The following is a 21,722-nucleotide window of genomic DNA, read 5'->3' on the forward strand; positions in this document are numbered from 1 at the left end:
GGTGGGGTCTCCGTAGACTGTGGCAATCACAGGAGACATCCGGAGGGAGCAATAGCCGTGGGAGTGCTTTCCCGGGTCGACATGCCCGAGGACCTGCGTCGGCTGTCGGTACCGGAGCTGCGCGAGTTGGCCGAGGAGATTCGCGAGTTCCTGGTGCGGAAGGTCGCCGTCACCGGCGGGCACCTCGGACCGAACCTCGGTGTCGTGGAGCTGACCATCGCGCTGCACCGGATCTTCGATTCGCCAGCCGATCCGATCATCTTCGACACCGGCCATCAGGCCTATGTGCACAAGATCCTCACCGGCCGTAAGGACGGTTTCGACACGCTCCGCAAGGTCGGTGGCCTCTCCGGCTATCCGTGCCGGGCGGAGAGCGCGCACGACTGGGTCGAGTCCTCGCATGCGTCGGCCTCGCTGTCCTATGCGGACGGATTGGCCAAGGCGTTCGCGCTGACCCGCCAGAAACGCCACGTGGTCGCGGTCGTCGGCGACGGCGCGCTGACCGGCGGTATGTGCTGGGAGGCGTTGAACAATATCGCCGCCGGGCAGGACCGTTCGCTGGTCGTGGTGGTCAATGACAATGGCCGTTCCTACGCGCCGACCATCGGCGGTCTCGCCGAGCGGTTGGCCGGGCTGCGCATGGAGCCCGCGTACGAGCAGGCCCTGGACGCCACCAAGCGCATCGTGCAGTCCATTCCGCGCGTGGGTGATTCGGCCTATTCGATGCTGCACGCGCTCAAGACCGGTATCAAGGACGCGGTGGCTCCGCAGGAGCTCTTCGGCGATCTGGGCCTGAAGTACGTGGGCCCGGTCGACGGTCACGACACCGTGGCTCTGGAGGCCGCGCTGCGGCGCGCCAAGGATTTCGGTGGTCCGGTCGTGGTGCACGTGGTCACGCAGAAGGGTCGCGGCTACAAGCCCGCCGAGGACCATGTGGCCGATCAGATGCACGCCATCAACCGCATCGACCCGGAGACGGGTGAGCCGGTGGGTGGTTCGTCCGGCACCACCTGGACCTCGGTCTTCTCCACTGAGCTGATCGAGCAGGCCGAGCAGCGCGACGATATCGTCGCCATCACCGCTGCCATGCCCGGTCCGACCGGTCTGTCGCCGTTCGGAAAACGCTTCCCGGAGCGCATGTTCGATGTCGGCATCGCCGAACAGCACGCCATGACCTCCGCGGCCGGTATGGCCCTTGGCGGTCTGCATCCGGTGGTGGCCATCTACTCCACCTTCCTGAACCGGGCCTTCGATCAGCTGCTCATGGATGTGGCGCTGCTCAAACTCCCGGTGACGCTGGTACTGGATCGCGCCGGAATCACCGGTGACGACGGCGCTTCGCACAATGGCATGTGGGATTTCTCGGTGCTGGGCATCGTCCCCGGTATTCGCGTGGCAGCCCCGCGCGATGCCGCCACCCTGCGCGAGGAGTTGGCGGAGGCGCTGCACATCGGTGACGGCCCCACCGCCATCCGCTTCCCGAAAGGCACTGTCTCGGAGGATATCTCCGCGGTCGAGCGCTTCGACGGTGTGGACGTGCTGCGCCTGCCCGAGGGTGAGGATTCCGGTGCGCGCTCGGCGCGTGGCGATGTGCTGCTGGTAGCGGTCGGCGCCTTCGCCGATCTGGCTCTGAAGGTCGCGGATCTGCTGGCGGCCGAGGGCGTTTCGGTATCGGTCATCGATCCCCGCTGGGTGCTGCCGGTCTCGGACAGTGTGGTGAAGCTGGCCGAGAACTACCGCCTGGTGGTGACACTGGAGGACAGTGGTCTGCACGGTGGTATCGGCAGTACGGTCTCCGCGCGCCTGCGGGCCGCCGGAGTCGATGTGGCCACCCGCGATCTCGGTGTGCCGCAGCAGTTCCTGGACCATGCCGCGCGGGCGCAGATCCATCACGATCTGGGTCTGACCCCCGGCGATATCGCGCAGCGGGTGCACGGCTGGCTGGGTAACAGTGCCGAGGCGGATGCGGCGATGTCCGAGGCCGAGGGCGATAAGTCCGTCTCCACCGCGAGGGCGCTCGCGGAGTAATCGGTTCCGAGACCGGGCGGGTGGCATCCGAGGGGTGCCGCCCGCCTTTCTTGTTCGCGACTCCGTGTACGCGGCAGCACTTCTCGCGTAGATTCTAGAACCGGTTACAGTTTTCCGGTCAGGAGTTGTGCATGCCCGCAGAGGATCCCGCATTCGTTCTCGTCGAGAAACCGCGTCCGGGAATCGCCCTGGTCACCCTCAACCGCCCCGAGCGGATGAACGCCATGGCCTTCGACGTCATGATCCCGCTGCGCGAAACCCTCGAGGCGGTAGCCGCCGACAATGAGGTCCGCGTGGTCGTGCTCACCGGCGCGGGACACGGCTTCTGCTCCGGCGCGGATCTCCAGCACGCGGGCCGCGTGCCCGGTGTCGAGGGCCTGACCAAGACCACGGTCGCCCGCCGGTCGATGGAGCTGCTGAACAATGTCATGCTGACCATCCGCCGCATGCATCAGCCGGTGATCAGCGCGATCAACGGCGCGGCCATCGGCGGCGGCTTCTGCCTGGCGGTAGGCACGGATATTCGGATCGCCTCCGAGGACGCCTACTTCCGGGCCGCCGGCATCAACAACGGCCTCACCTCGGCCGAACTCGGCATCAGCTATCTGCTGCCCCGCGTGGTAGGCACCACCCGCGCCTTCGAAATCATGCTCACGGGTCGTGACGTGGACGCCGCCGAAGCCGAACGCATCGGCATAGTCTCGCGCGTAGTCCCCACCGACAAACTCCTGGAAGCCGCCTACGACACGGCCGACCAGATCATCCGCTGGAGTCGAGTCGGCACCGAACTCACCAAGCGCATGCTGTGGAGCGGCCTGGAAGCGGGCAGCTTCGAATCCCATATGCAACACGAGGGCACGGCTCAGCTCTACGTCCGCCTCACCACCGAAAACTTCGACGAGGCCATCAGGGCCCGCCGCGACCGCCGCCCTCCACTTTTCGAAGACTGACCGTCGCACATCCTCGGATGGCTCACCCCGCCGTCCTCCGCCCCCACCCGTCATTCCGGCATGCTTTCGGCCGGGGTCCACGGTTATCGGCTGCCGACTGGAGGGTGTGGATCCCGGCCGAAAACGCGCCGGGATGACGGGGCGGTCGCGGACCAGCGGGGTGGTCGCGGTTATCCGTGGTGGGGCTGACTACTTACGCGTCTTTGTCGTCCGCCGGGTAGAGCGCCTCGACCAGGCGGGGTACCGCGAGTTCGCGCTGCCAATCGCGTGCCCCGCCTGCGGCGAGGAAGTCGTCGATCAGGGCGGGCGCGTCGCCGTTGGTGGCGGTGCGGGGCAGTCCGTCCCAGCACATGCGCCGCAGCAGGTCGGGGGTCAGCAGGTTTTCGATCGGCACGGAGACCTCGGTCGAGAGGTCGCTCATGGCCGAGCGGGCGCGCTGCAACCGAGCGGCTGCTGACGGATCGCGGCGTTCCCACCGGTTCACCGGCGGCGGCCCGTCGAAAGGCTGAGTCAGCGGTGGCAGTTCACTCTCCGGGAGTGCGCGGGCGCGTTCGATCGCGCCGAGCCACTCGCGGGAGTAGCGGCGTTGGCGGGGTCCGCCGAAAACCGGAAGGGCTCGCAATTGCGCGATCGACTTGGGCTCGCCATTGGCGGCCGCCACGATCGCCGAATCCGGGAGAATCCGCGCCGGTGCCACATCGCGCAGCCGGGCCAGCCGATCTCGAGTCGTCCAGAGTTCGCGCACGATGGCGAGCTGCCGAGTTTTGCGCAGCGTATGAATCCCGGAGGTCCGCCGCCACCGATCCGATTTCGGTGCCGAGGGTTCGGCATTGCGCACATGCTCGAATTCCTGTGCCGCCCAGTCGGTCTTGCCCTGCTCATCGAGCTCGAGCGCGACGGCGTCCCGCAGTTCGAGCAACAATTCCACATCGAGCGCCGCGTAATTGAGCCATTCGTCGGGCAGTGGCCGAGTGGACCAGTCCGCGGCCCCGTGTCCCTTGCGCAGTTCCCGTCCGAGCAGGTTCTCCACCATGGCAGCGAGTCCGACGCGCTCATATCCGGCGAGTCGTCCACCGAGTTCGGTATCGAAGAGTCGCTCCGGGTAGAGCCCGAGTTCGGCGAGTCCGGGCAGATCCTGATCGGCGGAGTGCAGTACCCACTCCAGTCCATTGACCGCGTCCGCGAGTGGTTCCAGGTCTCCGTCGAGCGGAATCGGGTCGATCAGGAATGATCCGGCTCCGGCGCGCCGCAACTGAATCAGATAGGCGCGATTGGAGTACCGGAATCCGGAGGCGCGTTCGGCGTCGACCGCGAGAGGTCCGGTGCCGGCGGCCAGGCGGCGCGCGGCATCGGTGATTTCGGCAGCACTGTCCAATACCGGCGGCACACCCTCCACTGGCGCGAGCAGCGGTACCGCGGCAGTGGCTTCGGGCTCTTCTGGTACGGACATGGTCTTGAACTCTACGTGTAGGACAGTGGCGATCCGCGTCACGTCGGCGAAACAGCGAACCGCGACACGGCCCCGGACTGTTGGGAATCGTAATGGCCCCGCGCCGATTTCGTTGCGGTACAGGTGTTCTCGTTCTGGACTAGTCCGAATCGCCGTCGCCGCGCCGCACATCCAGCCGGGTAACCCCCGCGGGTGGGAGTCCGGCCGCGTAGGCGAGGACCTCGCAAAACGCTTCGACATGCGGCTTCATCTCGGTATCGCCGACCGTCCAGGAGGCCCGCAGCTCGAGTTGATGCGCGCGCGGTGGTCCGGCGATATCGCCGTATCGCACCGAACTGGTCGAGGTGACGGTGCCACCGAGCGCGGTGAACGGCGCCCGCGAATCGAGCGCGTCGACGAGCCAGCTCCAAGCCACCTCGGGCAGCAGCGGGTCAGCGGCGAGCGCGGAGTCGATATCGGCCTGTATGTAGGCGACCAATCGGAACACCCCGTGCCAGGCTTCCTGCCCGTCCGGATCGTGCAGCAGGATCAGTCGGCCGAACGCGTCCCCGTCGGAGTCGACGGGAACCACATTGCTGTCCGGGCGAGTGACCTCCGCGCCTAACGCGTAGGAGTAGGGCGCCAGGCGCTGCGGCGGGCGGATCGGAGCCAGCTCGATCCGTGGATGCACTGTTGCGGTCCCCATCGCATCGACCGCGGCGCGGAACCCTGTGGGTTCTTCAGGCTCCGGGGTCGGTGCGGCGCCGTCGCGGAAGTCGAGCGGTGTCACGTATGAGGACGGTAGACCTACCGGGCGCGGTGTAGTGAGAGGCGCGCCGCTCGCGGCCTTTACGATGAGCGGTGATGAGCACTCACACCCGCCGCCAGCTGACCGATGCACCCCTTCTAGTCGCCGCCTCCGGTGGCGTCCCGCATCGCCGTCCGGTGTGGTTCATGCGTCAGGCAGGGCGTTCACTGCCGGAGTACCGCGAACTGCGCAAGGGCATCGGCATGCTCGAATCATGCTTCGATCCGGAGCTGGTGTGCGAGATCACCATGCAGCCGGTCCGCCGCCACGATGTCGACGCGGCAATCCTGTTCTCGGACATCGTGGTTCCGTTGAAGGCCGCCGGGATCGATCTGGATATCGTGCCCGGCGTCGGCCCCGTGGTGGCGAACCCTGTTCGCACGGTGGCCGATGTGCGCGCGCTGCCGCGCCTGCGGGCCGAGGAAGTCGGCGCCGTGACCGCCGGAATCGGCCTGCTGCTCGACGCACTCGGCGAGGTTCCGCTGATCGGTTTCGCGGGCGCCCCCTTCACACTGGCCTCATATCTGGTCGAGGGTGGGCCGAGTAAGAATCACGAGCGCACCAAGGCGATGATGCTCGGCGATCCGGAGACCTGGCATCAACTACTCGGTGTGCTGACCGATATCACCATCGAATTCCTGCAGGCGCAGATCGCCGCCGGAGTGGACGCCGTGCAATTGTTCGACTCCTGGGCCGGAGCATTGACCCTGGCGCAGTACCGCGAATTCGTCTTCCCGCATTCACAGCGAGTCTTCGCCGAGGTCGCATCGGCCGGTATCCCGCGCATCCACTTCGGTGTCGGCACCGGAGAGTTGCTGGGCGCCATGGGCGAAGCCGGCGCCGATGTGGTCGGCGTCGACTGGCGAATCCCCCTCAATGACGCGGTCCGCCGAGTGGGCCCCGGAAAAGCCTTGCAGGGCAACCTCGACCCCGCCGTCCTCTTCGCCGGTTCCCCCGCAATCGAATCCGAAGTCCACCGCATCGCCCGCGAAGCCGACGAAGCAATCACCTTGGGCGCCAAGGGTCACATCTTCAACCTCGGCCACGGCGTTCTCCCCAACACCGACCCCGAAGTAATCACCGAAACAGTAAAACTGATCCACAGCCTCCCCACGCCGCTCTAAAAAGCAATTCCTTCTGAATATTCTTGTATCACAATAGAATTCACCTTTCGCGGCCTGTTCTATCACGGTAGAATAAAGGCATGAATTCGGGAGGGACCACCGCACTCGTGAGCAGCGCTTCGGCGCTGCTCACGGCGGTGGACGGCCTCCTGGACGCGTCCCTGACTCCGCATTCCGATGAGGAATTCATCGAGGTAATGCGGGTGGTCGAAACAGCGATCCGCAAAACGGAGGCCGTCAAACATCGTTTCACGGTCGAGACCGGTACCCGCTGCCTGGCCGCGCGTGCGGGTGTGTCGACCCCGGTCAAGTTCCTGGAACAAACCCTGCGCCTGTCCCATGCCGAGGCGACCGGGCGCTGGAACACCGCGAAGCTGGTGTCGCCCCGGGTGTTTCCCACCGGGGAACTCGGTCCGGTGCTGCCCTTGGTTGCCGAGGCTCAGCGTGCGGGTGCGATCTCGGCTGATCACACCCGGCACATCGTGGCCGCGTTGCACAAGCTTCCCGACACCCTCCCGGATGAGGGGAAGGAGACCGCGGAGCGGATCCTGACCGACTACGCGCGGGCGGGTTTGCCCGATGTCCTGCCGCGGTTGGGGAACGAGATCCTGGTCCGGGTGCATCCCGACGGGGAGTTGGCGGCCGAGCGTGATCGTCAACGTTTGCGTGGGTTGAGTATCGGGCATCAGCGGGTGAACGGGATGTCCCCGGTGTCGGGGGAGATCACTCCGGCGTTGCGTGCGGTGTTGGATCCGATGCTGGCCAAGTGGGCGCGCCCGGGCGTGTGTAACCCCGAGGACACCGACAGCCCTCGTAGCACCGCCGATGCGGTCGACCGTGGGGTGTTGGCGGCGGCGGCCAAGCGTGATGGCCGCACCGCCGCGCAACGCAATCATGATGCGCTGCTGGGTTTCCTGCGTTTCGGTGTGGACCCGGCCATGCTCGGCAGCCATCGTGGTCTGCCGGTCGCGGCGGTGTTGAGTATGTCGGTGGCCGATGTGGAGCGTGGTGCCGGTATCGCGACCACCGCGACCGGGGGCACCCTGTCGGTGTCCGAGGCGTTGAGATTGGCTGCCACCGCCAGCGATTCGAGTACTTTCGTGGCGGTGCTGGACAAGGCCGGGGCCCCGATCCACCTGGCCCGGGTCCGCCGCACCTCCACCGCGTCTCGCGGGAAGGCGGCCCGCACCACCGGCGCCGCATCCGGCGCGGCCTGTAGCGCGACACCGGTCACCACTCGTGGTGCCGCGTCTGCCGCGACCGGTGCCGTATCGGCCAGTCCCGCACCCGGTTTCACCGTCACCGACCTGCCCCTGCACCTGGGTGAGAACGAGCGCCTGGCCACCGGAGCCCAACGGTTGGCGTTGATCGCCGCCGAGAAAGGCTGCACCCGACCGGGATGCACCGCGCCCGCCTCGCTGGCGGCGGTGCATCACATCACCGAATGGGTCAAGGGCGGACCGACCGATATCGAGAACCTGACACTGGCGTGCGATGCCTGCCACGGCCTGGTCCACGACGGCCCCGGCGGATGGAAAACCGTGGTCATGGGCCCGGACACCGACTACCCCGGCCACACGGGGTGGATCGCACCCCCGCACATCGACCCGAGCGGCACACCCCAAGTGAATCACCGGCACCATCCGGGAGAGTTGACGGCCGCGACCCTGGCCCGTATCCACGCCCGTGACGAACGCGAGCGGGCACGGCTCGAGGAGTGGCTCAACGCCCGCAACACATCCCACACCCGGCGATAGCGACGCTGAGCAGCCTGTACCACCGACAGGGGACCACCCGCCGGTGCTACAGGCGTGTTGTGCGGTGCGGCCCTGACCTATTCGCCCTGCGCCTACGCCCAACCCCGCACCTGCACCTGCACCCAGCCTCCGTGATCCAGACGCTGATCATTCCCGCGAGTGCCACCGCATGACCCGACACTTCCACACTGGCTGCCGAGGGCGAGAATCGCGCATACGAGGAAACCGTCAGAGCATCATCTGCCGGTGCAACCGGGTCTGCTGGTGCGGCTATGTGCCTTTCGCGGCTCGGGTGCTCGCCCGTGGGTCGTGGTCCATCGCAAGGCCAGTGGGCTACCACCCGGGGCCTTCGTAGCACACTCGCCCGAATCACCCGCGGTCCCAGCGGGGTTCGGGAGGACAAGCAAAACAAACACGGCAGTGCTGGTGGCGTCGCCTGCCGTACCCCACTGTCGCTCCCCCATCGAGCGCGAATACTCGCGACCCAGCCTGGCTGGAGGGCCGTGGGAACCTTCAAAACCACAACCCGAAAAGACGAAATAGACAAAGACACCCACCCCAAGACGCCCAGACGAGAAGAACCACCACCCTCGAGACCCCGGACGTGCGATCAGGGGGGTACTCATGCAAGGACACGCCGGAGATCGCCGCACCAGTGCCCCCTGATCGCGTGTCCAGGGGGATTCGGGCGTCGAGCAGGAACTGATGTACGCGACACGCCGGGGTTCGGTGCGTGAGTTCCTGGTGAGCGCGCGTCCAGGTCGTCGGAGGCTCCGAACGGGATGTGACGGAGTGCTTCGGGGTCCTGAAAGTGTTGTGGTGGCGGGGTTTCGGGCCCTTGGGCCCGTCTCTTCTTCTTGTCCTGGCGTCTTTTGTCTTGGTCCTTGTCGTTTTGTTCTTGGTTTTTGGGGTTGTGGTTCTGAAGGTTCCCACGGCCACCCGGCCAGGCTGGGTCGTGAGGGTGCGGCTCCCGATCGGGGAGCGACAGCCGGGTACGGCAGGCGAGGCAACCACACTGCCCGTTCTGCTTCGCAGCCCGGTTGAGCAAAGGCAACACCATCCCGCGAACCGACCACACACATGGGTCGGCCACCCCTGTCCAGTACCACCAACAGGGCAGCCCCCACCCCCGGAGTAACTTTCAAGACAAGAAGGGAGTTCGATGCGAATCGCAATAGTCGGAGGCGGAATCAGCGGCCTGGTCGCCGCATACAGACTGCGCCAGTCACTGGGCAACTCAGCCGATCTGCTGCTGATCGACGAGCGCGACCGCCTGGGCGGCATCCTGCGGACCAAAGACCTCGATGGCGAACCCGTCGACCTGGGCGCGGAGGCATTCGTAGGCCGCCGCCCCGAGATCCCCGCACTGATGCGCGAATTGGGCATCGAGGATCAACTGGTTTACCCGGCGGGGAAACGTCCACTGGTGTGGTCCGGTGGCATCGGTCACCGACTGCCGGAGCGCACGCTGATGGGTATCCCCGCGGACCCCGAGTCGGTGGCTGGGCTGGTGGACGACGAGACCCTGGCACGAGTCTCCGCCGAGCCGACCAGGCCGCTGGTCTGGGAACGCGGCTCGGATGTCTCCGTCGGCGCGCTGGTGGCAGAGCGTTTCGGCGAGCAGGTGGTCCGGCGCAGTGTGGACCCGCTGCTGGGTGGCGTCTATGCCGGAACCGCCGATTCGATCGGTGTGCGCGCCGCCCTGCCGACTCTCGCGGCCGCATTGGATGGGGGAGCCGGGAGTCTGACGGAGGCTGTTCGCGCGACGCTTCCGCCACCGTCCGCTACTCCGGTGTTCGGTGGCATTCGCGACGGCTATCAGGTGCTCCTGGACGCGCTGCGCGCCGCCGCCGATGTGAAGGTCGAAACAGGCACTGCCGCAACCCGTCTCACCCGTACGGCGAATGGCTGGCAGGTTGATCCGATCGGCGCGGTCGATGCGGTGGTGCTGGCGACCCCCGCTCCGGTCACCGCCACTCTGCTGCGTGACGTGGCTCCCGCCGCCTCGGAGATCGCCGCCGCGATTCGGCTGGCCTCGTCGGCGGTGGTGGCGATGACATTGCCGAAGGAGACCGACCTCCCCGACAATTCCGGGATCCTGGTGGCGACGGGTGAACCTTTGCGTGCCAAGGCTTTCACGCTGTCGAGTCGGAAGTGGCCGCATCTGGCCGCTCGCGGTGTGGCGCTGGTTCGGGCCTCGTTCGGGCGGTTCGGCGACGACTCACTACTCGACTGGCAGGACGCGGCTCTGGTCCGGGCGGCGGTCGAGGATCTGACGGCGGTCACCGGAGCCGATATCCGCCCGATCACCACGGTGGTGCAGCGGTGGCGGGGCGGCCTGCCGCAGTACGCGCCCGGTCACGCCCGGCTGATTGCCGAGCTGCGTTCCGCCACAGCCGATCTCGATGGTCTGGCGCTGGCGGGCGCTTACCTCGGCGGTGTCGGTGTGCCTGCCTGCGCGGCCTCCGGTACCGCCGCCGCGGCGCGAATCACCGCGCGGTTGACCTGAACCGCATCGAAAACCGCGCAGTCGTTTACTTGGTGACGAGGTCGCCGGGGTCGGTGTTGGCGCCGCAGATGACCACGGCGATCCGTTCGCCCGGGTCCGGAATGTAAGCGCCGGATCGCAGTGCGGCAAGCGCGGTGCCCGCGGCATGCTCCACCGCGAGTCTGCGGTCGTCCCACAGGGATTGACGAGCCGAGATGATCTGTTCGTCGGTGACCAGCACCGAGCGGAAGGCCGCGCTACCGGCGGCCGCGATAGCCATCTCCGAGGTGCGGCTCGCGCCGAGTGAGTCCGCGGCCACGGATTCGACCGGGACGTCGACCGGATGCCCGGCTTCGAGTCCGGCGTTGAAGGCCCGGCAGTTCTCGGGTTCGACGGCGACCACTCGAATGCCGTGGTGCGCAGCGGCTGTCGCGACTCCGGTGAAAAGCCCGCCGCCGCCGACCGCGACCACAACCGTATCGAGTTCGGGCATCTGCGCGACGATCTCCTCGAGCAGTGTCCCCGCACCCGCCGCGATGTAGAGGTCGTCGTAGGCGTGTGAGCGCAGCGCCCCCGTCGTCGCCGCGTACCGCTCGCATTCGGCGGCCGCGTCGGCGTAAGTATCGCCTCCGCGCAGCACCTGAGCCCCGAGTCCGCGCAGCCGCTCGAGCTTCACCGCGGGTGCGGAGTTGGGCAGGAATACCGTTGCCGCCGAGTCGACTATGCGTGCGGCCCAGGCGCATGCGACGCCCGCGTTACCGCCGGAGGCGATGGTGACGCCGACGCGGGGCAGCGTCCCCGACTCGCGATGCGCGAGCATGAAGTTCGCCGCGCCGCGGGCTTTGAAGCTCCCCGCGTATTGCAGGTGTTCGAGTGCGAGCCGGACCTGTGCTCCGCCGACGGTATCGGCGGGGGTGAGGACCACGGGCCGCACCTGCCCCGAGATGCGGTCGCTGGCCGCCTTCACGTCGCCGTAAGTGGGTTGCACTGCACTTCCTTCGCTGTTCGTTCGGTCTGGAGGCCGGTCGTCGCCGGGGCTGCCGAGCTCTGCGCGGGCCGGTGCAGCGAATAATTACACTGTAACTTACGCTGGATTCATGCCCAGGACCTCGAAGTCGCTCGAAGAGGCGACACCGGAGGCGATTGCCCGCGCCGGCCTGGAGATCATCGAGTCGCGTGGGGCGTCGCAGTTGAGCTTCCGCGGTATCGCGACGCATTTGAAGGTGTCGCACACCACTGTGGTCCGGCGTGGCGGCGGCGATCTGAGTGGTCTGCTGGATCTGCTCTCGGATCATCTGGCCGCGAATCTGCCGGAGATCACCCCGGGTTCGATGCCGTGGGCGCGGGCCACCGAGGAGCGTTTCGTGGCCTGGTACACGCTCACGGCCGCGCATCCCGGTCTGGTGCTGCTGCGGGGTACGCGTCCGCTGCTCGGCCCGCGCCTGCTGAAGCGGTTGACCGAACCGCAAGTGGCGGACAATCTTCTGCTGGGTCTCACCGTCACCGACGCGTTCCACGCGTACCGGGAGATGTATCTCTACACGCTGGGTTGTGCCGCACTGGTGGAGCATTGGGATGCCAAGGAGGTGAATTCGCGCACACGTGCCTCGCTGGCCGCCCTTGATCCGGAGGAGTTCCCTTTGCTCTCAGGTCATTTCGACGAGGTCACGGCGTTGATCACCGCCGATGCGCCGTTCCGGGACGGCCTGCGTCGCCTGATCGACTCTTGGGCCGCGACCGCGGAATAGCCGGTCGGGACCGCTGCCGCCGTGCCCGGGCGCGAGTGGCACGATGGGGTCATGGCGCGACTCGACTACAAGTCCCTCAATGACACCATCCGCTACCTCATGTTCTCGGTGTTCCAGGTGGAGCCCGGTGTGCTGGGGGAGGATCGGGCGGCCGCCATCAAGGAGGCGCGAGCCTTCTTCGATTCGCTGGAAGATCGCGGAGTGGTGGTGCGCGGTATCTACGACGTGGCGGGTATGCGCGCCGACGCCGATTTCATGATCTGGTGGCATGCCGAGAAGATCGAGGAGTTGCAGGCCGCGTACGCCGATTTCCGCCGGATCACCGAGCTGGGTTCGGCGAGCAATCCGGTCTGGAGCAATGCGGCCCTGCATCGCCCGGCCGAGTTCAACAAGAGCCACATCCCCGCGTTCCTGGCGGGTGAGGAGCCGGGCAACTACATCTGCGTGTACCCGTTCGTGCGCTCCTACGAGTGGTACCTGCTCCCCGATGAGGAGCGTCGCAAGATGCTCGCTGATCACGGCAAGGCCGCCCGCGACTACCCGGATGTGCGGGCGAATACGGTGGCCTCGTTCGCGCTCGGCGACTACGAGTGGATTCTGGCCTTCGAGGCCCCGGAACTGCACCGCATCGTCGATCTCATGCGCGATCTTCGTGCCACCGAGGCCAGGTTGCATGTGCGCGAGGAGATCCCGTTCTTCACCGGCCCGCGCGTCGAGGTCGAGCAGCTGATCGCCGCTCTGCCGTAGTAGCCACGTGGTAGCCGATCGGCTGCCCGAAGAATTTGGGGCATGCACGGAATCGTGTATGCCCCATAGTGTTTCTGCGACCAGCTTGTTGCGCCGCTGTCCGAGGGGTGCAGGCGCAGCGAGTTGTGTTCGTCGTGCAAGCTGCCCGGTGCAGGGGCGCGCGGTATCTGCCGATCTGAACAGGTACCGTCGCACGAAAAGGAGACAATCATGATCGCAGTCATCGCCGAGATCAACGTCAAGCCCGGTACCGGTGCCGAGTTCGAAGCCGTCGTCGCCGACCTCGTCACCGAGATCAAGGCCAACGAGCCCGGCAACCTCACCTACCAGCTGGTGCGTTCACAGACCGACCCCGACCACTATCGCTTCTTCGAACTCTATTCCGACCAAGCCGCTCTCGAAGCCCACGGCAAATCCGCCCACTTCCGCGCCGCCGGCAAGCTGATGGCCCCGCTGCTGGCGGCCCCGCCGAAGATCGAATACTTCACCGCGGTCTGAGGGGCAGGCGCTAGAACGGTTGCGGGACCAGCTCTTCCGTGCCGAGGGATTGGTCGGTCAGCTGGTTTCGAGCGTGCCGTAGGCCGATCATGAGGGCGACCGATCCCGAGATCATCAGCAGCAGCATGAGAATCGAGACCCAGAACATCTGGTCGTAGAGGGCGATGTCCGCGCGGACAACGGCGCGGCGGGCGTAGGTCATCGGCGCGATGACCTCGAACGGTTTGAATGCCGAAGGTGTTGTGCCGGAGGGGAATACTCCGCCGAAGGCGAAGGTCTGGAACATGAAGAACGCGAAAGCGGCGATCGAACCGGGCACTCGGCCGAACAGGACGACGAACAGTTGGGTGGTCAGGGCGGCGGTGATTCCCACCAGGGCTACGACCGCTGCCATGGCCGGCCACTGGTGTGGCGCCCAGCCGATCGAACTCGCGTAGACCGCCGCCGCGGCCGCCGCCGCGATTCCGCAGGCCAGGCCGATACCGCTGCCGCGCAATACCGGACGGGCGGCGCGGCGCCACCGCGATCCGGACTCCCGACCCCGCAACGGGCGCACCAGCATCCACAGCACGATGGCGGCCAGAAAGGCGCCCATCACCACGATGACCGGGCCCGCGCCACCGGCGATCTCCTTGTGGCTGCGGTCGCCGTCCCGCACGATCTGGCTCGGTTCCTGATTGTGGATGTCCATGATGACGGGCTCGGCGAACATGTTCGCGGAGCTGTCGGTGTTCGCGATGTGCGGGGCCGCCGCCGCGCCGTCGTGAAGTCCGCCGTTGAGCTGGTTGACGCCGTCGCCGAGTTGGGTCACGCCGTCCTGGAGTTGACGGCCGCCTTCGTCGAGTTGCCCCAGCCCGGTGGAGAGTTCGCCGGCCCCGGTCGCGAGTTGTGTCGCACCATCGCGCAGCTGGCCGGTGCCCTCGGCGAGGGCGAGGACTCCGGAGAGGTAATCGGCCTTCGGATCGGTCAGCTGGCGAGCCAATTCGGCTGTGCCATCGTGTAATTGGTTCAGCTGGCCGACGAGTGAATCCGGATTGGTGCTGCTCAGCTGGTCGAGCAGGCTCTTCAGCTGGGTCGCGGCGTCGGCGGTCGCGGGATCGGCCTGCAATCGCTCCAGCAGCGGTTCGAGACTGTCCGCGAGGGTGCCCGCGGGCTTGGCGAGATCCAGTAGGGGGGTGAGTATCTGGTCCACCCCGTCGCGGATCTGCACCGCTCCCGTACCCAATTGGTTTGTGCCGGTGACCAATTCGCCAGCGCCCGCAGCAAGTTGGGTCGCTCCGGTGTGCAGATCGGCGGTTCCCGTGGCCAGTTGCGCGGCGCCGGTGGCGGCACTGTGCAGACCGGCCGTCAACTGCCCGGAGCCATCGGCGAGCTGACCGACACCCAGCGCCAGCTGTGTCGTCCCCTGTGCGGCGTCGCCGAGTCCGGAACCGAGGCTGTTGACGCCGACGAGTATCTGCCCGGCGTACCCGCGGCCGATGGTCTTCGTGATCTCACGCTGTGCCTCGGCTATCACGCTGTTGGCGACAGCGGGGCCGAGTGTGCCGTTGAAGTCGTTGTACAGCACCGAGATTCGCGCCTGCTTGGGCTGGGGATCGGTGACGGTCAGCACATTGCGGGTGAAGTCCGCGGGGATGACGACGGCGAAGGCGTAGCGGTTCTCCCGCAGTCCGCGGTCGGCTTCGGCGCTGCTGACCCGATGGAATTCCAGTTCGCCGCCGGTGGCGAGATTGTCGAGGATCTCCGCGCCCATGTTCTGGGTCCGGCCGTCGGTGACGGCTCCGGTGTCGTCAGTGGCGATGGCCACCGGAACGTGCTTCAGATACAGCTCGGGGTCCCACATGATCCACATGTAGACGGCCGAGACGAGCGTCGGTACGACGAGTACCAGCACGATCAGCGACTGTGTCAGCTTGGCCCCGGTCGGTCTGCGGATTTTCGCGCCGATTCGCGCGGGAAGGGATTTCGACTTGTCAGCCACGAGAAGGACTCCGATACAGCGTGATTCAGCACTTGGGGCCTGAAGCTACATGGTCACTTGTCCAGTTGTGAGGCGTTCACAAGATTTTCATATCCGGGAAATGGGCAGGTGAGCGGCGGTGTCGGCGATAAGCTGGTCATATGACCAGCTTGAGGGCGGTGCGGTCCGGGGATCGGATCGCGTGAACGCTCAACTCGATTTACCGATCATCCCGCCCACCGTCCTGAGCGGGGTCGTGGAGATCGGCCGACGTGAAGGGGCCGAGGTCGACGCGTGGTTCGTCGGCACCGGGCTCGATGCCACGCGCCTGCTGGCCGCCGACACGGTCAAGGTGTCCTACCGCCAGGCGGCGGCGGCGGTGCTGCGGCGGGCCGTGCGGGATATGCCTGGCAAACCGCTCGGCATGCTGGTGGGCGGCCGGGACATGCTGCTGTCGATGGGGATGCTCGGGGTCGCCATGCGCTCCTGCGCCACGGTGAGCGATGCGGTGTCGGTCGCGCTCGATCTGCATCTGGCCTCGGGCAGCCTCATCGACGTGGACCTCGAGCACTTCGACGACGAGGTCGCGTTGCGCTTCCGGGAGCGCCGACCCGAGCCCGAGCTCCGCCGGTTCCTCATCGAGGAAGCCATGGCCACGCTCACCGTCTTCGCGCGCACGGTCGCCGGTTCCGACTGGTCGCCGTCCCGAGTGGAGCTGACCTATCCGCCCCCGCCGTACGCCGCGGAGTACACGCGTTTCCTGCGCTGCCGGGTGGAATTCTCCGCGGACGCCAATCGCGCCTTCTTTCCCACGAAGGTCCTCGACGTCGCCTTCCCCACCCACCACGAACCCACGCGGGCGCTCGCCGTCGATGCGTGCCGCCGATTGCTGGGCAATGGGCGTAAGGAACCCGATCTGGTGACCGCGGTCGAGGCCGTTCTCGAACGGGATCTGCGTCATGCGCTGTCGGCGGCCGACGTCGCCGGTCGTCTCCATATGTCCGAACGCACGCTGCGCAGGCAACTGGCCGGAGCCGAGCGGAGTTTCAGCGCCATCAGAGACCGGGTGCGAGAGCGTCACGCGATCCGCCTGCTCCGGGAATCCACGCTGCCGGTCGCGATCGTCGCGCGCGAAGTCGGCTACAGCGATATCAGGGACTTCCGGCGCGCCTACATCCGCTGGACGGGACACTCGCCCAGCGCTGAGCGGCAGCTCACGGGCTAGTCAGGGCCGGGGAGGGGGGATAACCGGCCAGTGAGGGGGCGCGCGCGGTCAGCGTTCGGCCGGCGAGAGCGTGACGGTGTTCACCCGGCCTTACATTTCTGCTCAGCCGCTGGTCGGCTTGCCGACATCGAGCAGTACGGCCCCGCGGCGTCGAATCCCGGCGCGAACGCGACGAATAATCAGTGAAGGATCCACCATGCGGAACACTGCACGTACCCGGATGACTCTGGCGGTCGCCGCCGCGGCCTTGGTCGCGCTCGGCGCGGAAGCCGCGACAGCCAATGCCGCGCCCGCGATTGTCTCGGAGCCGGGTACCGTCTCGGCCGCGCCCGCCGCACTCGTGTCGCCCGCGGACGATGCGATCTCACCGATCCGGTCCGCGACGCCCATCGACGCCCAAGCCGATATCAACGACGCGTTGAACCAGGCCGGAAACGAATTCATGCTCGCCGCCACGATCGGCAGCATGGCGGGCGGTGTGGTCGGGCTGGTCGCGGGCTGCGCGATCGGAGCCGTCGTCGGCGCGATCGGCGGATGCATTCCCGGGCTCGGGATCGGCGCCGCGCTCGGACCGATCATCGGCGGTGTCGTCGTCGGCGTCCCGGCCGGTCTGGCCGCGCTCGCTCAGGCATACAACACCCTGCACGCGGCGGGCGAGATCAGTGCACCGCTGCCCGCTCTGCCCTGACCGGCGAGCCCGTCGGTCCTGACCTGAGAGACCGTGCGGACCGTCGACCGGCGGTCCGCACCGCTCTCTGTTCCATGGCTATCGAAAATCGGGAGTCACCGTGAGGAACCGCGCCGAATTCATCGGCCTGGCATCCGCTTACGCCGCTCAGGGGCTCGGGTACGCGGCACTGGTCACCGTTCTTCCGCAACTCGAAACGCGGCTGCGCATCGGGGAGACGACGGTGTCGTTATTGCTGCTGGGCGTATGCGTCGCCGCGGCGGCGGGTTCGGCGCTGGCCGATCTGGTGGCGGTGCGCTGGGGCAGCCGGCAAGCGCTGTGCTCGGGGCTGGTCCTGGAAGCGGTCGCGCTGGGCGCGATCGCCTGGATCGGCGACTTCGGTATCTTCGTCCCCGCCCTGGTCGCCTACGGAATCGGCCTGGGCATGGTCGACGCCGCATCCAACATGCAGGGCGTGCTCGCGCAAAAACACAGCGGCACTTCACTGTTGGGGCGGCTGTACGCGGCGTACACCGCGGCGGCGGTGGGCGGCGCGCTGCTGGTGTCGGCGTGCCTGGCGACAACCTCGTCGCTGCTTCCGCTGCTGCTGACCGCGGCCGTGCAGCTGGCCGTCGCGGTCGCCGGTATCCGGTTGTTCGATCGGGCGCGGGCCGCCCATCGACCCCATGATGACCGCGTGCGACGAGATCCGTTGCCGCGGAACGGAATCTGGTTCATCGGGTTGTTGGTGCTCGCGGCATTCACCGTCGATTCGGCGGTCTCCGCTTGGGGCACGGTGTATTTGGCGGACGGTCTGCAGGTCGCGAGCGCGGCCGCGCCGTTGGGATATGCCGCCTATCAGGCGGCGGTGTTCCTGGCTCGGCTCGCCGTGGATCCGGCGGTACGCCGCTTCGGCCGCACCCGTCTTGCCACCGCGGCCACGGCGGTCGGGGTGTCCGGATGCGGTGTCGTCGCGGCCGTCCCCGATATCGTCGGGGCGGTCGCCGGATTCGCCGCCGCCGGCGTATGCACCGGAATCCTGGTGCCGATCGCATTCGGGGCGGCGGGCGACCTGCGGCCCGAACGAAGCGACGAGGTGATCGCCCGGGTCAACCTGTTCAACTACGCCGGAGCCGTCGCGGGCGCGGTGGCACTCGGACTGGTCGCGACCGGTCCCGCCCTCGGCTACGCGTTCATGCTCCCCGCCGTCGTTCTGCTGCTCGCCACGCCCGCGCTGCGTCGCCTACGCCAGGAACGCCGTCCATCGGCCGCTGTGACCACACCGGCCCCGACCGGGAAAGGCGCGATGATCTGATGTCGCACAAGGAATTCGACGAAGCCCGCGGGGCCGTGGCCGCCGCGGCCCGGCGATTGGCCGCGGCCGGGCTGTTGATCGGCACCGCGGGCAATGTGAGTCTCAAGGTGGGCGATCACGTGGCGGTGACCGCCACCGGAGTCCGGCTCGCGGACGCCGGACCCGAGGAGGTCACCGTCGTGGATTCGACCGGGCGGGTGCTCGCCGGTGGACTCGCGCCGACCTCGGAACTGGAACTGCATCTGGGCGTGTACGCGCGGTTCGACGCCGGCGCGGTGGTGCACACCCATGCGGTCGAGTCCACCGCGTTGTCGCTGGTCGTGGCTGAGATCCCGTGCGTGCACTATCAGCAGCTACTGCTCGGCGGTGCGATCCGGGTGGCTCCGTTCGCCACCTTCGGCACCCCCGAACTGGCCGCCCATGTGCTCGCCGCGCTGGACGGCAAGCGTGCCGCGCTGCTGGCCAACCACGGTGCGGTCGCTCTCGGCTCGGGCCTGGACGACGCGGTGCAGAACACGCTGCTGCTGGAGTGGCTGTGCGAGATCTACCGCAAGGCAACGGTTTCGGGCCCGGTGCGCACGCTCGGCGAGGAACAGCAGCTGGCCGTCATCGAGGCCGCGCTGCGCCGCGGCTACGGCACCACCCATCGTTCGGAAGAACAGGACACGTAGTGAACCAATCGATCATTTGCCTGGGAGCGCACGTATTCGACGTGCAGGTGCGACCGGTGCGGTCGATCCCGGACGGGCAGAGCGCGACCCTGGTCGAGCAGATCCGATTCAGCCCCGCGGGCACCGCCGGGGGGACAGCGCTCACGCTGGCGAAACTCGGTGCGGCCGTACGCTGCGCGGGCGCGATCGGCACCGACCCGATCGGCGATCTGCTGCTCGCCATGCTCGGCGCGCGCGGTATCGACACCTCATTGCTGTTGCGGCGCAAGGAAGTTCAGACCTCGGCTTCGGTGTTGCCCATCCGGCCGGACGGCAGCCGGCCTGCCTTCCACGTGCCCGGGGCCAACCTGACCTACGGGCCCGACGACGCTCCGCACGCGGAGATCGCCCGCGCCAACCACCTGCATCTGGGCGGACCCGAACTGATGGGCGGGGAGGCCGCGGTGCGGATCCTCGAACCCGCGCGCGCCGCGGGTGTGGTCACCTCGGCCGATCTGCTCGCCTCGGGCGATCCGGGGGTGCTGGCCTGGATCGCCCCGGCGCTGCCGCACCTGGACTATCTGCTTCCCAATGACGATCAGGTGCTCGGCTGCACCGGCGCAGCCACCCTCGAACAGGGCTGCCGCGAACTGGTGGAGCGCGGCGTCGACTGCGTCGTGGCGACGCGTGGCGCGCAGGGCGCGCTGGTGGTCACCGCCACCGAGACGTTCGCGGTGCCGGCCTTCGCCACCGACGTCGTGGACACCACCGGATGCGGGGACGCGTTCTCCGCGGGTTTCCTGCGCGGTATCGCCCTGGGCCGCGATCTGCGCGCCTCCGCCGTATTGGGTTGTGCCGCAGCCGCGCTCGTGGCGCAGGGGCTGGGCAGCGATCACGGCGACTTCGATCTGGCCGCCGCCGACACCTATGCGGAAAGGACCGCCACGCTGTGAGCGAGAAAACGGACGTCATCGTCGTGGGCGCGGGATTGGCGGGCCTGTCCGCCGCCCGCGAACTGACCGCCGCGGGACGCAATGTCACTGTCCTGGAAGCCCGTTCGCGCGTCGGCGGTCGCACCGTGAACCACGATCTCGGCGACGGCCGGGTGGTCGAGGCCGGCGGTCAATTCGTCGGCCCCACGCAGGATCACATCCTCGGTCTGGCCGACGACCTCGACGTGAAAACCTTCCCCGCCTACACCGCGGGAGCCAGCGTGTACGTGCGCGGTGATTCCGCGCGCCGTTTCACCGGGGACATCCCACCGGACGTGCCGGCGCTGCCGGATCTGGGTGTCGCCATGCACCGGATCAACGCACTGGCCCGCACCATCCCGCTCGATGCGCCCTGGCGCGCGGAGCAGGCTCGCAAGTGGGACGGTATGACCTTCGAGAGCTGGCTGCGCGGCACCACGCTCACCGATGGCGCGTTGGATCTGGTGAACGTCTTCCTCGGTTCCGCCTACGGTGGGTGCGCCGCCGACGCCTCGCTGCTGTTCAGCCTGTGGTACATAGCGGGTTTCGGCAACGAGACCACACCGGGCACCATCGACCGCGGCATCGGGGTCACCGGCGGCGCTCAGGAATCCCGTTTCATCGGTGGCTCCCAACGCATTTCCGAGCTCATGGCCGAGCAGTTGGACGGCCGGGTGGTGCTGGATTCCCCGGTGCGGATGATCGAGCAGGACGCGCACGGCGTGCGGGTGACCGCCGACTCCGGCGTCTACCGCGCGGCGCGGGTGATCGTGGCCGTACCACCCGCTCTCGCCGCCCGCATCGCGTGGCGTCCGCTCCTGCCCGCGCAGCAGGACGCGCTGTTCTCCCGCTTGGCCTTCGGCACCTTGATGAAATGCGAAGCGGTGTACCCGGAACCGTTCTGGCGGGCCGACGGACTCAACGGCCAGGGCGTGTTCCGCGCCGATTCCCCCGTCTGTTCCATGTTCGACAACACCCCGCCCGACGGCGGTCCGGGGGTGCTGATGGGCTTCGTCGGCGGTGCGCAGTGGCGCAAGTGGGCGCACCGGCCGCCGCGGGAACGCCGTGGCGCGGTGCTGCGGCAGTTCGCGAAGGTCGTGGGCAAGGACGCGCTGCGGCCGGTCGACTATTTCGAAATGGACTGGACCACAGAGGAATGGACGCGCGGCGGGCCGACCTCGGTTCCCGGCACCGGCGTGCTGTCGAGTCTGGGCACCTGGCGGGACACCCCGTTCGGCCTGGTGCACTGGGCCGGTGCCGAGCACGCCGATCACTGGAACGGATTCATGGACGGCGCGGTGCGCTCCGGCCGCGATACCGCCCGCGCCGTCCTCGCACAGATCTGACCAAAGGATAT

General features: G+C 67.6%; 18 protein-coding genes. 14 read left to right on the forward strand and 4 right to left on the reverse strand.

Annotated elements, in window-relative coordinates:
• The first annotated feature begins 63 nt into the window (after positions 1-63).
• Complete coding sequence (gene dxs, locus OHB26_RS24300; RefSeq protein WP_442943037.1) at positions 64-2,028, forward strand: 1-deoxy-D-xylulose-5-phosphate synthase; 1,965 nt, start codon at positions 64-66, stop codon at positions 2,026-2,028.
• Between the two features lie 131 nt (positions 2,029-2,159).
• Positions 2,160-2,978, forward strand: a complete 819-nt coding sequence (locus OHB26_RS24305) for an enoyl-CoA hydratase (RefSeq protein WP_330179563.1) — start codon at positions 2,160-2,162, stop codon at positions 2,976-2,978.
• A gap of 193 nt (positions 2,979-3,171) precedes the next feature.
• Here OHB26_RS24305 and OHB26_RS24310 read toward each other — a convergent pair whose 3' ends face one another.
• Both OHB26_RS24310 and OHB26_RS24315 read right to left on the reverse strand, forming a co-directional pair.
• Positions 3,172-4,428, reverse strand: coding sequence for a ribonuclease D (locus OHB26_RS24310; protein WP_330179564.1), 1,257 nt, complete (start codon positions 4,426-4,428; stop codon positions 3,172-3,174).
• Between the two features lie 139 nt (positions 4,429-4,567).
• Positions 4,568-5,197, reverse strand: a complete 630-nt coding sequence (locus tag OHB26_RS24315) for a DUF3000 domain-containing protein (protein ID WP_330179565.1) — start codon at positions 5,195-5,197, stop codon at positions 4,568-4,570.
• A gap of 74 nt (positions 5,198-5,271) precedes the next feature.
• On the opposite strand from OHB26_RS24315, the gene hemE reads away from it, so the two are divergent.
• From hemE to OHB26_RS24330, 3 genes are all read left to right on the forward strand, one after another.
• On the forward strand, positions 5,272-6,339 hold the full coding sequence (hemE, locus tag OHB26_RS24320) for a uroporphyrinogen decarboxylase (protein ID WP_330179566.1): 1,068 nt from the start codon (positions 5,272-5,274) through the stop codon (positions 6,337-6,339).
• 80 nt (positions 6,340-6,419) lie between these two features.
• On the forward strand, positions 6,420-8,096 hold the full coding sequence (locus tag OHB26_RS24325) for an HNH endonuclease signature motif containing protein (protein WP_330179567.1): 1,677 nt from the start codon (positions 6,420-6,422) through the stop codon (positions 8,094-8,096).
• 1,162 nt (positions 8,097-9,258) lie between these two features.
• Positions 9,259-10,605: a protoporphyrinogen oxidase gene (locus tag OHB26_RS24330; RefSeq protein ID WP_330179568.1), complete on the forward strand. Its 1,347-nt coding sequence runs from the start codon at positions 9,259-9,261 to the stop codon at positions 10,603-10,605.
• A 25-nt stretch (positions 10,606-10,630) separates the two neighbouring features.
• Here OHB26_RS24330 and OHB26_RS24335 read toward each other — a convergent pair whose 3' ends face one another.
• Complete coding sequence (locus OHB26_RS24335) at positions 10,631-11,572, reverse strand: threonine/serine dehydratase (protein ID WP_330179569.1); 942 nt, start codon at positions 11,570-11,572, stop codon at positions 10,631-10,633.
• A gap of 109 nt (positions 11,573-11,681) precedes the next feature.
• Between OHB26_RS24335 and OHB26_RS24340 the strand changes: the two genes are divergently transcribed.
• The 3 genes from OHB26_RS24340 to OHB26_RS24350 all read left to right on the forward strand — a co-directional run bounded on the left by OHB26_RS24340 (position 11,682) and on the right by OHB26_RS24350 (position 13,577).
• The gene (locus OHB26_RS24340; RefSeq protein WP_330179570.1) at positions 11,682-12,332 is read left to right on the forward strand and encodes a hypothetical protein; all 651 of its coding nucleotides are present in this window, start codon (positions 11,682-11,684) and stop codon (positions 12,330-12,332) included.
• 51 nt (positions 12,333-12,383) lie between these two features.
• Entirely contained in the window at positions 12,384-13,079 is a 696-nt protein-coding gene (gene hemQ, locus OHB26_RS24345) for a hydrogen peroxide-dependent heme synthase (protein ID WP_330179571.1), read from the forward strand.
• Positions 13,080-13,289: 210 nt separating this feature from the next.
• Entirely contained in the window at positions 13,290-13,577 is a 288-nt protein-coding gene (locus tag OHB26_RS24350) for a putative quinol monooxygenase (RefSeq protein WP_330179572.1), read from the forward strand.
• Between the two features lie 10 nt (positions 13,578-13,587).
• Here the strand turns inward: OHB26_RS24350 and OHB26_RS24355 are convergent, their stop codons facing one another.
• Complete coding sequence (locus tag OHB26_RS24355; protein WP_330179573.1) at positions 13,588-15,558, reverse strand: YhgE/Pip family protein; 1,971 nt, start codon at positions 15,556-15,558, stop codon at positions 13,588-13,590.
• 181 nt (positions 15,559-15,739) lie between these two features.
• Here OHB26_RS24355 and OHB26_RS24360 point away from each other — a divergent pair, with 181 nt between their 5' ends.
• The 6 genes from OHB26_RS24360 to OHB26_RS24385 all read left to right on the forward strand — a co-directional run bounded on the left by OHB26_RS24360 (position 15,740) and on the right by OHB26_RS24385 (position 21,711).
• Positions 15,740-16,762 carry an AraC family transcriptional regulator gene (locus OHB26_RS24360; protein ID WP_330179574.1) on the forward strand — a complete coding sequence of 341 codons (1,023 nt, stop codon included), beginning with the start codon at positions 15,740-15,742 and terminating at the stop codon, positions 16,760-16,762.
• 196 nt (positions 16,763-16,958) lie between these two features.
• A complete protein-coding gene (locus tag OHB26_RS24365; protein WP_330179575.1) occupies positions 16,959-17,450 on the forward strand; it encodes a hypothetical protein in 492 nt (163 codons plus the stop codon).
• Positions 17,451-17,550: 100 nt separating this feature from the next.
• On the forward strand, positions 17,551-18,744 hold the full coding sequence (locus tag OHB26_RS24370; RefSeq protein ID WP_330179576.1) for an MFS transporter: 1,194 nt from the start codon (positions 17,551-17,553) through the stop codon (positions 18,742-18,744).
• Entirely contained in the window at positions 18,744-19,415 is a 672-nt protein-coding gene (locus tag OHB26_RS24375; RefSeq protein ID WP_330179577.1) for a class II aldolase/adducin family protein, read from the forward strand. Before OHB26_RS24370 ends, OHB26_RS24375 begins: the two co-directional genes overlap by 1 nt.
• Positions 19,415-20,347 (forward strand): carbohydrate kinase family protein, encoded by a 933-nt coding sequence (locus tag OHB26_RS24380; protein WP_330179578.1) that lies wholly within the window; start codon positions 19,415-19,417, stop codon positions 20,345-20,347. The genes OHB26_RS24375 and OHB26_RS24380 overlap by 1 nt, the downstream gene beginning before the upstream one ends.
• Positions 20,344-21,711, forward strand: coding sequence for a flavin monoamine oxidase family protein (locus tag OHB26_RS24385; RefSeq protein ID WP_330179579.1), 1,368 nt, complete (start codon positions 20,344-20,346; stop codon positions 21,709-21,711). The genes OHB26_RS24380 and OHB26_RS24385 overlap by 4 nt, the downstream gene beginning before the upstream one ends.
• The last annotated feature ends 11 nt before the right edge of the window (positions 21,712-21,722 follow it).

Origin of the sequence: Nocardia sp. NBC_01503 (assembly GCF_036327755.1) — a bacterium.
GTDB lineage: Bacteria > Actinomycetota > Actinomycetes > Mycobacteriales > Mycobacteriaceae > Nocardia.

What these genes read in the sequence shown, in the direction of transcription:
- OHB26_RS24325 (WP_330179567.1), top strand. Translation starts at nt 6,420, where the DNA reads ATGAATTCGGGAGGGACCACCGCACTCGTGAGCAGCGCTTCGGCGCTG.
- OHB26_RS24350 (WP_330179572.1), top strand. Translation starts at nt 13,290, where the DNA reads ATGATCGCAGTCATCGCCGAGATCAACGTCAAGCCCGGTACCGGTGCC.
- OHB26_RS24365 (WP_330179575.1), top strand. Translation starts at nt 16,959, where the DNA reads ATGCGGAACACTGCACGTACCCGGATGACTCTGGCGGTCGCCGCCGCG.
- OHB26_RS24305 (WP_330179563.1), top strand. Translation starts at nt 2,160, where the DNA reads ATGCCCGCAGAGGATCCCGCATTCGTTCTCGTCGAGAAACCGCGTCCG.
- OHB26_RS24330 (WP_330179568.1), top strand. Translation starts at nt 9,259, where the DNA reads ATGCGAATCGCAATAGTCGGAGGCGGAATCAGCGGCCTGGTCGCCGCA.
- OHB26_RS24310 (WP_330179564.1), bottom strand. Translation starts at nt 4,428, where the DNA reads ATGTCCGTACCAGAAGAGCCCGAAGCCACTGCCGCGGTACCGCTGCTC.
- OHB26_RS24340 (WP_330179570.1), top strand. Translation starts at nt 11,682, where the DNA reads ATGCCCAGGACCTCGAAGTCGCTCGAAGAGGCGACACCGGAGGCGATT.
- hemE (WP_330179566.1), top strand. Translation starts at nt 5,272, where the DNA reads ATGAGCACTCACACCCGCCGCCAGCTGACCGATGCACCCCTTCTAGTC.
- OHB26_RS24375 (WP_330179577.1), top strand. Translation starts at nt 18,744, where the DNA reads ATGTCGCACAAGGAATTCGACGAAGCCCGCGGGGCCGTGGCCGCCGCG.
- hemQ (WP_330179571.1), top strand. Translation starts at nt 12,384, where the DNA reads ATGGCGCGACTCGACTACAAGTCCCTCAATGACACCATCCGCTACCTC.